The sequence below is a fragment of the Microcoleus sp. bin48.metabat.b7b8b9.023 genome (assembly GCF_013299185.1).
Taxonomy (GTDB): domain Bacteria; phylum Cyanobacteriota; class Cyanobacteriia; order Cyanobacteriales; family Microcoleaceae; genus Microcoleus.
The window spans coordinates 1-15,223 of the sequence record NZ_JAAFKG010000039.1; the positions used below are offsets into that span (position 1 = coordinate 1).

The 15,223-nt window shown below is 46.5% G+C and carries 14 protein-coding genes; 9 read left to right on the plus strand and 5 right to left on the minus strand.

Features of this window, described 5'->3' with window-relative positions; all coding sequences use genetic code 11:
• Window positions 1-172 precede the first annotated feature (172 nt).
• Window positions 173-724, minus strand: a complete 552-nt coding sequence (locus tag QZW82_RS20705; protein WP_293152080.1) for a CPBP family glutamic-type intramembrane protease — start codon at window positions 722-724, stop codon at window positions 173-175.
• A 281-nt stretch (window positions 725-1,005) separates the two neighbouring features.
• On the opposite strand from QZW82_RS20705, the gene QZW82_RS20710 reads away from it, so the two are divergent.
• Window positions 1,006-1,296, plus strand: coding sequence for an acylphosphatase (locus QZW82_RS20710; RefSeq protein WP_293152083.1), 291 nt, complete (start codon window positions 1,006-1,008; stop codon window positions 1,294-1,296).
• A gap of 106 nt (window positions 1,297-1,402) precedes the next feature.
• On the opposite strand, the gene QZW82_RS20715 is transcribed toward QZW82_RS20710, so the two are convergent.
• On the minus strand, window positions 1,403-2,053 hold the full coding sequence (locus tag QZW82_RS20715) for a phosphoribosylanthranilate isomerase (protein ID WP_293152086.1): 651 nt from the start codon (window positions 2,051-2,053) through the stop codon (window positions 1,403-1,405).
• A 134-nt stretch (window positions 2,054-2,187) separates the two neighbouring features.
• On the opposite strand from QZW82_RS20715, the gene psaK reads away from it, so the two are divergent.
• From psaK to QZW82_RS20735, 4 genes are all read left to right on the plus strand, one after another.
• Window positions 2,188-2,472 (plus strand): photosystem I reaction center subunit PsaK, encoded by a 285-nt coding sequence (psaK, locus tag QZW82_RS20720; RefSeq protein WP_293152089.1) that lies wholly within the window; start codon window positions 2,188-2,190, stop codon window positions 2,470-2,472.
• Between the two features lie 80 nt (window positions 2,473-2,552).
• On the plus strand, window positions 2,553-3,749 hold the full coding sequence (locus QZW82_RS20725) for a site-2 protease family protein (protein WP_293152092.1): 1,197 nt from the start codon (window positions 2,553-2,555) through the stop codon (window positions 3,747-3,749).
• 190 nt (window positions 3,750-3,939) lie between these two features.
• On the plus strand, window positions 3,940-5,898 hold the full coding sequence (locus tag QZW82_RS20730) for an adenylate/guanylate cyclase domain-containing protein (RefSeq protein ID WP_293152095.1): 1,959 nt from the start codon (window positions 3,940-3,942) through the stop codon (window positions 5,896-5,898).
• A gap of 47 nt (window positions 5,899-5,945) precedes the next feature.
• Window positions 5,946-6,731 carry a DUF928 domain-containing protein gene (locus tag QZW82_RS20735; protein WP_293152098.1) on the plus strand — a complete coding sequence of 262 codons (786 nt, stop codon included), beginning with the start codon at window positions 5,946-5,948 and terminating at the stop codon, window positions 6,729-6,731.
• A gap of 253 nt (window positions 6,732-6,984) precedes the next feature.
• On the opposite strand, the gene QZW82_RS20740 is transcribed toward QZW82_RS20735, so the two are convergent.
• Entirely contained in the window at window positions 6,985-7,737 is a 753-nt protein-coding gene (locus QZW82_RS20740; protein WP_293152101.1) for a biotin/lipoate A/B protein ligase family protein, read from the minus strand.
• A 145-nt stretch (window positions 7,738-7,882) separates the two neighbouring features.
• Here QZW82_RS20740 and QZW82_RS20745 point away from each other — a divergent pair, with 145 nt between their 5' ends.
• Together QZW82_RS20745 and QZW82_RS20750 are read left to right on the plus strand one after the other, a co-directional pair.
• The gene (locus QZW82_RS20745) at window positions 7,883-8,206 is read left to right on the plus strand and encodes a thioredoxin family protein (protein WP_293152104.1); all 324 of its coding nucleotides are present in this window, start codon (window positions 7,883-7,885) and stop codon (window positions 8,204-8,206) included.
• 308 nt (window positions 8,207-8,514) lie between these two features.
• Complete coding sequence (locus tag QZW82_RS20750) at window positions 8,515-9,723, plus strand: LL-diaminopimelate aminotransferase (RefSeq protein ID WP_293152107.1); 1,209 nt, start codon at window positions 8,515-8,517, stop codon at window positions 9,721-9,723.
• A gap of 564 nt (window positions 9,724-10,287) precedes the next feature.
• Here the strand turns inward: QZW82_RS20750 and QZW82_RS20755 are convergent.
• Together QZW82_RS20755 and surE are read right to left on the minus strand one after the other, a co-directional pair.
• Window positions 10,288-10,686, minus strand: a complete 399-nt coding sequence (locus tag QZW82_RS20755) for a hypothetical protein (RefSeq protein WP_293152109.1) — start codon at window positions 10,684-10,686, stop codon at window positions 10,288-10,290.
• A gap of 230 nt (window positions 10,687-10,916) precedes the next feature.
• The gene (surE, locus tag QZW82_RS20760) at window positions 10,917-11,723 is read right to left on the minus strand and encodes a 5'/3'-nucleotidase SurE (RefSeq protein WP_293152111.1); all 807 of its coding nucleotides are present in this window, start codon (window positions 11,721-11,723) and stop codon (window positions 10,917-10,919) included.
• A 212-nt stretch (window positions 11,724-11,935) separates the two neighbouring features.
• Between surE and pheS the strand changes: the two genes are divergently transcribed.
• On the plus strand, window positions 11,936-12,940 hold the full coding sequence (pheS, locus tag QZW82_RS20765) for a phenylalanine--tRNA ligase subunit alpha (protein WP_293152114.1): 1,005 nt from the start codon (window positions 11,936-11,938) through the stop codon (window positions 12,938-12,940).
• A gap of 1,006 nt (window positions 12,941-13,946) precedes the next feature.
• The gene (locus QZW82_RS20770) at window positions 13,947-14,840 is read left to right on the plus strand and encodes an SH3 domain-containing protein (protein ID WP_293152117.1); all 894 of its coding nucleotides are present in this window, start codon (window positions 13,947-13,949) and stop codon (window positions 14,838-14,840) included.
• Window positions 14,841-15,223: the final 383 nt, after the last annotated feature.

Below are 15,223 nucleotides of genomic sequence, written 5' to 3' on the forward strand. Positions count from 1 at the left end.
CAACGCAGCGCTAAACATTAGAGACGAAGGCTTGCGGTTTTTGGCGTTGGGAATCAGCGCTACTGCCAGTGGACGCAATGTAAGTCAACCCGGAAGAATCTCGGTTCTCTCGGATGCTGTTGCGGTCGAAGCTGGAAGCCCACTCTCTACCGCAAGGTGAGAGTTGGGTAATTCACCCATACAGCTTCCTGTAACCGCCCAAGAGCAGCAGCCAGACTGTCACTCCCAGCCAGTGAATCACCACCGCAGTCCAGATGGAACCGCTTTGCAGGTATGCGATGGAGCACGCTGCGCCCAAAACAGCCGCCAGTAGCAAAAACACGGGATTCATAAAGGTCGATCGACCGATCGGATAAAAAGTCAGCGCGTTGAGCGGGTGGTAAACTACAAACAGCAGCAAACTGGAGCATCCCCAAAACCACAGCATCAGCCCAGAAGCATTCTCGAAAGGGTGCGGCAGCATTAACACGCGGAAAAAAACTTCTTCAGTCAGCCCCGGGCTTAACAAACAGCCTGCGAGCACTCCGGCAATTATTGGCTGGGAGGTTTGCACGTCTACTTTCAGAAATCCGGACGAAAAACCGATGGGAAGTGCGATCGCGCTGTAGACTAGCACCAGCAGAGCTACAACCAGCCAATCGGTGAAATCGGGAATAGTTGAAAAAGCGTGGGTGAGGCGGCGTGCTAGCAAATCGAAGAGTGCGATCGCACTAAAATTTAACATAATCAAATTTATAATTAAAATTTTTAAACAAATGTTATATCATGTCGGTTCGATTGACAGAAATAAGTAAAGGATCGGGCGTGCGCCGGAAAGTCCGCTTTCTGGTTGCGGACTGAAGTCCACACTACGAACCTTTTTGGCTGCGGACTGAAGTCCACACTACGAACCTTTTTTGTGTGCCGGAAAGTCGGCTTTCTGGTTGCGGACTGAAGTCCACACTACGAACCTTTTTTCTGATTGTCATCGACTGGACATGATATTAGCAGTAAGTTGACGCCTTTATGCAAAATCAATCACCGCCGCCTGTCAGAGTCCGCGTTTTTGTTTCCGGGTTAGTTCAAGGAGTCGGCTACCGATATTCGACGATGAATCAGGCCAAGTATCTGCGCCTCGGTGGCTGGGTGAGAAATCTCCCCGACGGCCGTGTCGAGGCTGTCTTTGAAGGTAACAAACAAGCTGTTGAAGCGATTATTGACTGGTGTCGCCGGGGCCCGACTGGTGCTGCGGTTAGTCAGTTAGTTTTGGCAGATGAAGAACCGGAGGGCGATCGCACTTTTGAACTCCGCCGATAAAAAAATAAATAGCACAAACGGCGGTTTTAACCGCCACTACACTGGCATTTCCTCGGCGGGCGCTGACAAAAGTATGAATTGATAAGCCCGGATTTTATATTGCCAATTATTCACGACCGGCAAGTTGATTTAAATTAGCAAATAACTGAGCAACTTTGGTTAAATCTTTATCTCCCGGCGCTATTTCTACGCCGCTCGAAAGGTCAACACCGCTGAATTTGTTGCCGATCGCGCGATCGATCGCATTTAAAATATTATCCGGTGTTAAGCCGCCAGCCAGCAGCCAAGGACAAGCTGGTTTAAACTCTGCTAACATCATCCAATCTATAGTTTTGCCAGTACCGCCAAGTTGAGCTGGATGGTAAGCATCCAACAGTAAAGTATCGACACGCAGGGCGTAAATTGCAGCAGTGGCTAACGTTTCATGACTCTTCACTCTCAAAGCTTTGATAATTTCAATTCCCGGCAAAAACTCGCGCAGCCGATCGCAATATTCCGCTGTTTCATCTCCGTGCAGTTGCACCCCGCTTAAATTTGAATCTGCGGTTACTTGACAGATATTTTCGATTGTGGTATTTGCAAACACGCCGATGCGATCGACATTTTCCGGCAACTGTTCGACAATCAGGCGAATCGTTTGGGGGCTGACATAGCGCGGGGAAGCCGGCACGCAGATAAACCCCAAAGCTTGGGCTCCCAAACGGGCGATCGCCATTCCCTGGTCTAATTTAGTGATTCCGCAAATTTTTACCCGCACTTTTTTTCCTCTGTGCTGAATTTGTATCAAAATATAAACGAATTGTTAACTATTAAAACAAATCTTAGTTTAATGCAAAATAATTTTTATAATTTTCTAAATCAAATAATCTGTGAAATCAGGAGCATATAAACATGATTAACTCATCTTTGCTGTTAGCCGTACAAGCTACCACTCCCTCAACGCCGGAATGGACACCAATGGTAGGACTGACAATGATTATATGCAACTTGCTGGCGATCGCGATCGGCTACTACGGCATCAACAAACAAAACCGAGGCAAGGGCCCAGCTTTACCCGTTGCAGTCCCTGGAATGTTCAAAGGCTTCGGCATCCCAGAATTGCTGGCCACAACCAGCTTGGGCCACTTGCTCGGGGCAGGAGTAATCTTGGGCTTGGGTAACGCCGGAGTGCTTTAAAAATCACGGTTCGGGAAAGGCAAGAGTCATAAAAGATATAATAGACATTTATTCTTGCTCTCCTTTCCCAGGAAACTTTCATGCAGACAGGTTGGCGAATCGGCTCTTTATTTGGCATCCCGCTACTCATAGATTATTCGTGGTTTATAATTTTAGCCCTAGCAACCCGCGAATACGCCAGCAGTTACCGATTGTGGGGATCCGCGCTCTCCTGGAGTGCCGGGTTCGCAATAGCTTTGCTACTATTTGCTTCCGTGCTGTTGCACGAATTAGGGCACAGCTTGGCGTCGATGTCCCAAGGCATTAAAGTTAATTCTATTACTCTATTCTTATTTGGCGGAGTAGCTTCGATCGACTCTGAATCAAAAACTCCGGGTCAAGCTTTTCAAGTAGCTATTGCTGGCCCCCTCGTCAGCTTTGCGCTGTTTTTAATCCTCGGTTTGGGTTCTCAAGTTTTTCCCCGGACAAGTTTGCTATTCATTATTACAGAAAAGGTAGCAGTAATCAATCTAGTTTTGGGATTATTTAACTTAATTCCCGGGCTGCCTTTGGACGGAGGACAAGTTTTAAAAGCAGCAATTTGGAAAATCACTGGTTCTCGATTTGTCGGCGTGCGTTGGGCTGCAAAAACAGGACAAGTTTTGGGTTGGTTGGCTGTTGCTTTCGGTGTCAGTTTATGTTTGTTAGCGCGCCAGTACGGCGGTTTGTGGATTGCGCTGATCGGCGGGTTTGCGATTCGGAATGCCAGTGACTACAGTCGCTTTACTTCGTTGCAAGAAGCGCTGCTCAAAACTAAGGCTGCCGATGCAATGAGCCGCGAGTTTCGAGTTGTCGATGCAAATTTGACTTTGCGAGAATTTGCCGATCGCTATTTGCTAGAAGTCAATCCGTTTCCATTTTACATCGCTGCAACCAACGGGCGGGATTTGGGCTTAGTGTCGATCGACGATATCCGCTGCACAGAGCGCAGTCAGTGGCAAATTCAGACTTTGCACAACATTTTGCAACCCCTGGAAAAAACCCCCACAGTCTCCGAAAAAGCATCCATTGCAGAAGTAATTAACAGCATGGAAGCCCGCCAACTCCCGCGAATCCTCGTCCTTTCGTCCATTGGTGCAGTCGTAGGGACGATCGATCGGGGCGACGTGATGAAAGTTATGGCAAAATACCTCAAACCCAAGATTTCCGAAGCTGATATCAAGCGCAGCAAAGAAGAAAACAGTTATCCCCAGGGATTGCAGTTAAGTGCGATCGCTAAAACCGTACAAGAAAATTAATTTAAAATGGGGCATCAATAATCCAGATTAGTCACAATTTCAGGTGTAAATAGGCGTGCATAAATAAACTCAACCTAAAAAGCTAATTTCCTTGCTGTCAGGAACTTATGACCCACGGTATTGTTCTGTTAATTATGACCACCTAATATAGCACACTTTTTTGTCCAAGATGGTTAAAACAAAAATTCTTATGCCCAATTTTTTTAAGATATTTCATCAATTGGGAGAGAAACGTTGGAGTTGGAAAAAGTTAAGTTTTTCCTTACCCTTCGCTGATTTACAACCTCTTGCCGTCACCTGCATTGTCGTGACAGGAACTCTCTTAGGAGTGCGACATTTAGGTTGGTTGCAGCCCTTGGAATTGAAGGCTTTTGACTTGATGGTACAGTTGCGCCCCGATGCAGGCCCCGATCCGAGGTTGCTGGTAGTGACAGTCACAGAAAAGGACATTCATCATTTTAAGAAATGGCCAATCTCTGATGGAGTTTTAGCTCGTGCGATCGCCTCCATAGCGAGTCTCGAACCCGTCGCTATTGGTCTGGATATAATCCGCGATATCCCCTACGAACCAGGAAACGCAGAATTGGCAGCTCAATTCACAAACCCCAAAGTCATCCCGATTACTTTCATCGGCAAATCAGAGTACGATCGCGCTCTACCACCTCCCAACATACCCAAAGCACGGATAGGATTTAACGATTTAGTAATCGATCCAGACGGCATAATTCGCCGGAGCTTGATCTATCGTTCCAACGGACAATCGACTCTCAGCTCATTTGCGCTCCGGCTGGCTTTCAAATATATTGACAGTAAAAAAATTCCTGCAACACTCACAAAAGATCAAGAAATAAAAGCAGGAAACACAGTTTTTTCGCGACTGCGATCGGACTCAGGAGGTTATCAGACAATTGACACTGGAGGCTATCAAATCTTGCTCAATTACCGCTCTCCTGAAAATACCGCAAAAACCGTGACACTCACTCAAGTTTTGGAGGGAAAACTAGACCCCGAATTGGTGAAGGATAAAATAGTGATAATCGGGGTTACAGCCCCAACTACAAAAGATGTCTTTTCTACCCCTTACAGCGCCACTGCTAGCGACAACCGCATGATGCCGGGAGTCTTTATTCATGCAGCGGCAACTAGCCAAATTGTTAACGCAGTTTTAGATGGCAAAAATCTATTTTGGTTTTGGGATGAATGGCAAGAAATGCTGTGGATAGCTGTTTGGGGAGCAGTTGGCGGCTGTTTAGCTTGGCGGCTAGAAAATACGCTCAATTCCATACTCAGCGCGATCGCCCTTGGCGGCATATTGTGGGGATTCACATTTTTTCTATTTACTCAACAGGGGTGGATATCACTGGCCTCACCAACACTAGCATTTGCGATCGCCCCAGGAGTTATCATCACCTACAAGTACCAGCAGTCAAAGCAGCAGCAAGAAATTGTGATGAAATTATTAGGACAGCAAACCTCACCGGCGATCGCCAATGCCCTGTGGAAAGAGCGCGTCCATCTCCTCCAGTCGGGCCTATTGCCGGGGCAAAGACTAACTGCTACAATGATCGTGACTGACTTGCAGGGTTTTAGCACTATTTCCGAAAAATTATCCCCAGAAGTAGTAATGCCTTGGTTAAATGAATATTTATCAGCAATGGCCGAGGAAGTGCAAAAACATCAAGGGGTGATTAATAAATTTACCGGAGATGGAATGCTGGCTGTATTTGGTGTTCCTATCCCCCGCACAACTCTCGAAGAAATTGCCGAAGATGCTCGCCTTGCGGTATCTTGCGCCCTAGCTATAAGTGCGTGGTTACCAGCCCTGAATCAAAGTTGGATCGATCGCGGTTTGCCGTCGGCAAAAATGCGAGTCGGAATTTTTACAGGGCCGATAATGGTGGGCAGTTTGGGAGGCAAAACCCGTTTAGAATATGGAGTAATCGGTGATAGTGTCAATATCGCTTCTCGCCTGGAAAGCTGTGAAAAACATCGGCAAGAGGACACCTGCCGCATTTTAATTGCCGAAGAAACCTTAGTGCACATTCAAGGAAAATTTGAGGTAGAATCTTGGGGAGCTTTACCTTTAAAAGGCAGGGAGCAAAAAGTTAATGTCTATCGCGTCTTGGGAGGAGAAAGATCGTCCAAGTAAAAATAGACAAGATATCTTGCAAACATCATGCAAATCCTAGAAAAAAAATGACTAAATTTACACTAAAATCCCTCGCCTTTAGTTCCATATTGTTGATAGGAGCATTTAATGCTTGCCAATTTGCAAGTCTGGGACAGCCAACGCCAGATAATGTGGGCCAGCCGCGCAATACTGTACCGGGAGGGCCGCGCTTCGCTCAGCCCCGTGAAGATATGGAGCAATCGCCCCCCCGAGCGGGCAGACAGACGCGCGGTAACTGTCGCAACAGCGGGCTTAATCCCATAAATCTCACAGGCTTAGTCCCTGAAAATAAAATCGCACGGACTGTTTCCGAATATCCAACATTCTTTTTCTACTTGCCTCCAACAAAGGCAGAATCAGCAGAATTTATCCTACTAGATCCAAGCGGCAACCAGATTTATAAACAGACTCTCAAAGTTGCTAATTTATCAGGAGTAATCGGCGTTAGTATCCCTGCTAACAACAATGTGCCTCCGTTGGAAGTAGGCAAAAAATACACTTGGAATTTTACAGTGATTTGCGAGGCTGAAGACAGATCTGCCGATCTGCTCGAAACCGGTCGTTTGCTGCGAGTTGAACTCAGTGCAGATATCCGCAGTGAATTAGAAAAGGCAGATCCGCGCCGGAAAACAGCTATTTATGCTGAAAATGGGATTTGGCAAGATGCTCTGAGCAATTTAGCTGCTGCTCGTCGCGATCGCCCTTCGGATACAATGCTGGATGCTGATTGGGAAAGCTTGCTAGATGCAGTGAAATTGACCAAAATTGCCAAACAGCCGATCGTCCAAGTGCAAACTGAGCCAAAACCATAAGCTCTACAGCATTTAAATTTAACTTTTTGGGTGTTGCCAAGATCTCCCACCCCACAAGCATGATACCAAAAATCTTTTGTGGAACGGCCATCTTGGCTGTTCCCAAAAGATTCGCGGACGTTGTTGGGCTTCAGCCCTCTTAGTAACAGTATTCGTAGGGTGCGTCGCCACCAACAATCCCTCAAAAAAATCGACAATTTCACGGCATCGACCTGTAGGAGATTACAGATTAAATTCTAGAGAATTCTTTCAGCTATCTACAAATAGATTTTTCTTGAGTCAATTCCCAGATCTCCTCCCATTCCTCCTCCGAAAGAGGCCGCACCTCCAAATCAATATCAAAACAGCGACAAGCCGCCGCACTCAAAGCATCAATTACAGTTGCAATCAAATCATCTCCCCCTTCAGATAGAGGTGATTTCACAGGAATTAATTCCTCCCCAAAAACCTGAGTAAACAAACCAATATCCGGCTGCAAACGCATCGAACCATGCTGCAAAATAGCATCACCACGGCGCAATTGTGCGCTACCAATTAACTTGCAGCCATCAACAGTCACCAAATCTGCACCCGTCGCAGTACCAAAACAATTGGGATTGTGAATGTAACCGCGCCCAGCTTCCCCGTAGTGCAAATCCACACCGATCGCCCGCCAACCTTCAATCAAAAACTCGCATATAGTGTGATAAGCTTTCAGGCGGCTGCTCTCAAATCCCGACGACACAACTGCATAAGTCAAATCTCCTTGGTGGAGTACAGCGCGCCCACCGCTGGGGCGTCTCACCAACTCCAGAGGCTGTCCCTCCCAAGATAGCTGCTGCCAAAATTCCGGCCACCGCTGCTGGTGGTAGCCCAAGGAAATCGCCGCCGGTGCCCAGGTGTAAAATCGCAGAGTTGGCGGATTTTTCCCCGCTAGATGCTTTTCTAGCAGCCATTTGTCGATCGCCATCTGCACCCTACCAGACGCCGACAGCAGCGGAATTAAACGCCATACAGAATTAGCCATTAGCCCCCATTCCTGAGTTTATACTCAATAAGTTCGCAGGATGTTTTAAAATTAGAAACAGTTTTTTGTGCCTGTCTTTTAATTTGGTGCAAGTTTAACGCCCGCCCGTGCTTTATAAATAATCAGGAAAAATCATCGTACAACCATGAGCAACAGTGTAATTGTCATTAACGACGAAAAATTTGAAACAGAAGTGCTGAAAGCAGAGCAACCAGTGCTTGCCTATTTTTGGGCATCTTGGTGCGGGCCTTGCAAACTCATCGCGCCCTCGATCGACTGGCTGGCTGCCAACTACAGCGACCTAAAAGTGGTTAAAATGGAAATTGACCCCAATCCTGTTACTGTCAAACAGTATAAAGTAGAAGGAGTTCCAGCACTCAGACTGTTTAAAAATGCCGAAGTAGTCCTTTCCCACGAAGGAGCAATTACCAAACAAACATTGATCGGCTTACTAGACGGTCATTTATAAAGTTTTGAGTTTTGAATGTATAAATTTGAGTTATATAATTTTAGTTATAAGTTAATTTATTAATTTATAACTAATAAATTATAACTCTGAATCCTTCAATCTCACTCTACAAATTGTCCCCGCTAAATTGGTAATAATTGATAATATTTAATCCTAGACAAAACAAAAATCAAAAAATAGGTTCGTAGTGAGGACTTCAGTCCGCATCCGTCAGAGGACTGAAGTCCTCACTACGAACCTGATAATCGTTATTTTACCGATCGCAAAAATAATATAATTTACAATTCACAAAAATACTGGTAGCCCATATGAAATTTGCCCAACGTTTAGCACCCCTAAAATTTAATGTATTTGCCGATATGGATCGGGCGAAAGCTCTAGCAAGAGCAGCCGGACAGAATACGATCGACTTATCTCTGGGTTCTTCCGATTTGCCTGCGGCTGCTCACATTACAGATGCGATCGCCAATTCCCTATCAGATCCTAGCACCCACGGCTATTTACTGTTTAACGGCACCCGCTCTTTCCGGGAAGCAGCAGCTTCTTGGTACGAACAAAAATTTGGGATTTCAGTCAATCCCGAAACAGAAGTGCTGCCGTTAATTGGTTCCCAAGAAGGCACGGCGCATATGCCTTTAGCTGTACTCAACCCCGGAGATTTTGCTTTGCTGCTCGATCCGGGCTATCCTTCCCACGCAGGCGGTGTCTATTTGGCGGGCGGTCAAATTTACCCGATGCCTATATTAGCAGAAAATCAGTTTTTGCCAGTCTTTGAAGATATTCCGATGCCCGTCTTGGCTCAGTCGAAGATGATGGTTTTGAGCTATCCTCACAATCCTACAACTGCGATCGCCCCGCTGGCATTTTTTGAGAAAGCAGTGAATTTTTGTCGCCAACACGATCTCGTTTTAGTGCACGATTTCCCCTATGTGGATTTGGTGTTTGACGATTCCCTAGGGGCGGTGGATGGTGCGTGCCCGCCCTCTCGTAAATTGATGGCGCCGTCGATTTTTCAGGCGGATAGAGATAAGAGTGTGGCGATCGAGTTTTTCACCCTATCAAAATCCTACAGTATGGGAGGCTTTCGAGTTGGATATGCGATCGGCAATCCCGAACTAATTACAGCCCTGCGACAAGTAAAAGCCGCAGTAGACTTCAACCAATATCTAGGGATTTTGAACGGAGCGAGCGCGGCATTAACGGGGCCTCAAGATACCGTCACCACCAGCGTCGAAACCTTCAGAAAGCGCCGGGATGTCTTTGTAAGTGCGCTAAGGGCGATCGGCTGGGAAGTACCCGTACCCCCCGCCACGATGTACGTTTGGGCGAAACTACCAGCACCTTGGGCCTCGGATTCGGTGAAATTTTGCACTCAGCTAGTACAGAGTACAGGAGTCGCAGCTTCCCCCGGCGCCGGTTTCGGGAAATCAGGAGAAGGCTACGTGCGATTTGCCTTAGTTGAGTCACCTGAAATTTTGGAAGCAGCAGTTAGAAAAATTGCGGAATTTCTCAGTTAATTGCTCAATTAAAAAGATTGCATTCAAGCACTCTCCTCTCTTGAGATTATCTGCGTTTATCTGCGGTTGATTTATCAATCCAAGATTTATGGAATCATATCGTGCCGGCTCACTCAATTAACCGCAGTAAGATTCGTTCGTAGTGCGGACTTCAGTCCGCAGCCTGAGTATAAGTAGATTAAAAAAACGAAAAATTACCAATTCTTAAAAGTAGGCATACTTCTGGGAATCGGTATAAGTTCAAACTGCTATAACTTAGGCACACCTAATCAGAAACCGGGTTTTTCACAAAAAAACTTCGTTACCAGAAATAATTGGTTGAAAGCCTCTGGGTTTTAGGGATAAATTAAAATCAGACGGTTCATTACTCAAATCCTCTTCCTTCCAGGTAGAGGTTGCTGTCAACTGTCAACTGTCAACTGTCAACTGTCAACTGAATGAAAGCCCATGAAAACAGTAAAAACCCAGTTTCCAGAAGTCGGAATCAGTAAGTCTTCTATCGCTATCTCTACCTAAAGGAATAGATATTTACAAGCAATATCTGTCACAATTTATGTTGAAATGTTAAGGTGAGACATCTTGGGAATTGCCAGTTCCGCTCACCCACTCTAAAAATCCTTGAAATGAACTCTGTCGGGGTAGCGATTGTTCTGTAGCTGCGATCGCACATCCCAAAAATACCACGCTTCCCAAAATTGCCAGTAGCGGAAAATGCTTGCCCAGCCCAAAGTCGCGCTGAAGGCGAGCTAACGGCCTGCTCTCGCGCCTGAGCATCTTTCCCACCGTCAGTTGTTTGAGACTAAAAGGATCGCGGACAAAATGGCCGCTCCAGCTAATTACCATATGAGAATGGCAGTGGGGACAGGTGAATAGTCCGCTGACCATTCCGACTGGGCCCACGACGCTGGAACGGTTGCAAATCGGGCAAGTGACAGAATGAGTGTTATAGGTGGGAGCGTTCATAACTGCTTTTCTTGAGTAAAAAACCAACAACCAATTGAGAGCCTGCGTTAACGCCTAGGGCATATATAGCGGTTATCAGAAAGATGAGGTACGTTGTTGGGCTTTAGCCCTCTGAGTTTACTGGTTTTGCAAACTGTCTGTTATACCTCATCTTTTTGAGAAAGGCTATACCTAAAGAGGCACTTTATCCTTAATTCCTAGTTTACAGCGGCGATCGGGTCGATCGGAGCTCACTGCTTGGGAAAACTTTCAAATTGCCAATCTCGCAACGAGTGCAAATCGGGAACACAGGTGAGATTGTATTGCAGGGGAGTAACGGTAATTTTATTGTCGCGAATAGCTTGTACGTCTGTAGGAATATCATGCCACACTGCCGATTCGGAGGTTTCTTCCACATCTTCTAACAATTCCCCAGCCAGCCAATAATAAGTTTTGCCGCGCGGATCAGTGCGCTTTTGAAATATGTCGAAATAGCGGCGAATGCCTTGACGGGCGATCGCAACTCCGGTAATTTCTGCTTGTGAGACTGCTGGTATGTTGACATTCAACAGTGTCGGTTTGGGCATTGGCTGTTTTTCCAACTGTCGTAGCAAGGTGACAGCAAAATCTACCGCCGGCCCAAATTCCTGCGAAGTATAGCTGGCGAGGCTGAAAGCAATGCTGGGAATGCCTTCCATAATTCCTTCCATTGCAGCCGAAACCGTCCCCGAACAGATGATGTCGGTGCCTAAATTCGGCCCGTGGTTGACGCCGGAAAGGACAAAATCGGGCGGTTTGTCAACTAAAGCCCACAAAGCTAGTTTGACGCAGTCGGCGGGAGTACCCGAGCAAGCCCAAGCTTTGACGGCGGGATCGAAAACAGATTCGATAATTTCGGCGCGAATGGGTTGGTGCAATGTGAGGCCGTGTCCGGTAGCGGAGCGCTCTCTGTCGGGACAAACAACGCTCACAGAGTGGCCGGCGGCGGCGAGAGCGTTGGCGAGGCTGTGGATGCCTTGTGCAAAGATGCCGTCGTCGTTGCTAATTAAAAGTTTCATTGAAATTGTTAGAGGCCTGATAATAATCTTAAACTAGATTCAAGTATGGCGATCGGTTTCACCTGCAATTATCTATTACCTAATTACATATTAAGCAGCCATCAATCTAAAATCTAAAATCTACAAGTCAGTCGATCCAAAATTGCGCTACACTCAGCTTGGCCCAAAACTGCCATCAATCTAAAATCTAAAATCTAAAATCTAAAATCAAAATGACTGTCCAGCTCAGCGACATTGAAACTCAACTAGAAACCCTGGGCCAAGAGTCCAAAAGTGCGATCGCAACTGCGAATACCCTCGAACAACTCGAACAGTTGCGCCTTGGCTACCTAGGCAAAAAAGGCCAACTCTCTCAAATTTTAGGCATGATGGGCAAACTTTCGGCAGACCAGCGGCCCAAAGTAGGCGCGATCGCCAATACTGTAAAAGAAGCCCTACAAGCCGACTTAGAAGACAAGCGCGCCGCCCTCCAAACCGCCCAAATCCAGGCCAAATTAGCCTCAGAAACCCTTGACGTTACCATGCCGGGGATTTTTCCCCCTCAAGGTCGAATTCACCCCTTAAACGCCGTCATAGACCGCGCTCTCGATATTTTTGTCGGCCTCGGCTACACCGTCGCCAACGGCCCGGAAATGGAAACAGATTATTACAACTTCGAGGCGCTCAACACTCCACCCGACCACCCGGCGCGGGATATGCAAGATACATTTTACCTGCCAGGTGGCGACTTGCTGCGGACTCAGACATCATCGGTGCAAATTCGCTACATGGAACAGCACAAACCGCCGATTCGGATTGTCTCTCCCGGCCGCGTTTACCGCCGCGATACTGTTGATGCTACTCACGCGGCAGTTTTCCACCAAATTGAACTTTTAGCTATTGGTGAAAATCTGACATTTACTGACTTGAAAGGCACAATTAAAGAGTTTTTGCGCCAAATGTTCGGGCAAGATTTGCCGATTCGTTTCCGCACGAGTTACTTTCCGTTTACAGAACCTTCTGCTGAAGTTGATTTGCAGTGGAACGGCAAATGGCTGGAAGTTTTGGGCTGCGGTGCAGTAGATCCTAATGTTCTTAAAGGAGTCGGTTTAGATCCAGAAAAGTATACTGGGTTTGCAGCCGGTTTTGGGGTGGAGCGTTTCGCTATGGTACTTTATGAAATTGACGACATTCGCCGGGTTTATGCTAGCGATTTACGATTTTTGCGGCAGTTTTAAGTAGTGGCTTGAGGTCGGTTTTACTCTGAAGGTACGTTGTTGCGCTTCAGCGCTCTTTATAAGATTAGCAAAGAGCGCTGAAGCGCAACTACGTACCTAATTTGTTTGACGACAATAAAACCGCCCTGGGTTTTACTATGACTGTAGGGTTTTGGTTAATGTAGATCGATGTTTTGAGTTTCGATCGAGGAGAGAAAGCTAAAAAATCTAATATCCTATCCAAAGAGATAGATCGCGGTCATGTTGGTTTGTAATGATGACTAAAGTCCTCGGGAAAAGAAGGACTAAAGTCCTCACTACAAACCTGGGAAAAGAAGGACTAAAGTTCTCACTACAAACCTGGGAAAAGAAGGACTAAAGTCCTCACTACAAACCTGGGAAAAGAAGGACTAAAGTCCTCACTACAAACCTGGGAAAAGAAGGACTAAAGTTCTCACTACAAACCTGGGAAAAGAAGGACTAAAGTCCTCACTACAAACCTGGGAAAAGAAGGACTAAAGTTCTCACTACAAACCTGGGAAAAGAAGGACTAAAGTTCTCACTACAAACCTGGGAAAAGAAGGACTAAAGTTCTCACTACAAACCTGGGAAAAGAAGGACTAAAGTCCTCACTACAAACCTGGGAAAAGAAGGACTAAAGTCCTCACTACAAACCTGCTCGATCGACTTTAGCAGTATTTCTCTTGGCTGTTTCCTTCGCTTCCTTCACCTTCTGCGATGCAAATACTAGACAAGTCTAGACACTTGCTTTTTGCTTCATCGGGAGGATGGGAAGGGTAGAGTTCGCTCTCAAACTGTCTACTGTTACTTGTCTACTGTCAACTGTTGAAAGCAGCTTAATTTTTCCTCGCTTAAATCTTAGGCTGCATTAATTTATACAAATAAAAATTGACTTGCAGGCAGTATTCTGTTATGTACAGCATTTTCATGGAAGACAAATCGCTTTTTTTGCTATATTGACCAGCAATAAAGATAATGGTTTTGATTAGATTGAGGAGTTGAACGGATGAAAAACTTGAATTGTTGGAACAAACCCGCTGCATTGCTGGGCGCGATCGCCATTGTAGCCGGAAGTGTGCAGGCTCAGGCGATCGGTGTTGCCACCTCACCAGCATCCACTACCAGTCAGGATGCTGAAAAAATTTCCTTTGAAGACAGCGCCACCTTTCAAATCGCCCAAGCTGACACGCTTTGCCGCAAAGTAACTCCCAAAGAAGGTTTGACAGTTCGCCAGAACCCAGATCCCAAATCCGCGAGAGTTGGCGGTGTAGCCATGAATACTCAGGTAACGCTGTTCCAAGGTGCTACTTCTGTTAAAGCCTCCGACGGCCGCCTCTGGATTCAAATTACCGCTCCGGTAAAAGGGTATATAGCTACCGGATACCCGAACAATGAGGCTAATTTAGCTTCGTGCACAGTTAGTCAAGCACCGGCACCAGCACCGGCACCAGCACCAGCACCAGCACCAGCACCTGCACCTGCACCTGCACCAGCACCAGCACCTGCACCTGCACCTGCACCAGCACCTGCACCTGCACCAGCACCAGCACCTGCACCTGCACCTGCACCTGCACCTGCACCAGCACCTGCACCAGCGCCAGCGCCAACACCAGCACCAGCAGCAACACCAGCGCCAGCAGCAACACCAGCACCTGCAACGGGCCCCGTCAGCCTCTGCCGCCAAGTAGAACCTCGGGTAGCACCGAAAGGTTTAGCTATTCGTGCGGAGCCTTCAAAGACTGCGACAGTTAAAGGCGGCGTACCTGCTAACGGTCAAGTAACGCTTGTGCCGAATTTCCAGTTAGTCAAAGATAAGAATGGAGAAAACCGCAATTGGGTTGAGATTTCAGCCCCAGTTCCCGGATTCATCTCGGCTGGAAACTTGATCATGTGCAAGTAAACTTCTGAGTTCTATCAGATCGAATTTGGTTTGTAGTGAGGACTTTAGCCCACATTCAAGAAGGACTAAAGTCCTTACTACAAACCTTGCTACAGTCGAGTTTTAGATTATTAAAAATTATCGAAACGCCACAGAAATTGTAAGTTGCTGTGGCGTTTTCTTATGAGAATAGGGTAATTTCGCGACCAATTATAACCCAATACGGTTTACTTAACGCTTTTGATGAATTTCATCTGACGATTTTTGGATTATAAAGAGGTGAAGTAGATATTAAGAAGATTTTACCGCAGAGAACACAGAGAACACAGAGAGGGGAGGGATAAAAGGTTTTTTTCCAAAACCCTCGCAATACTCTTGCCTCTGCGCCCTCTGCGCCCTCTGCG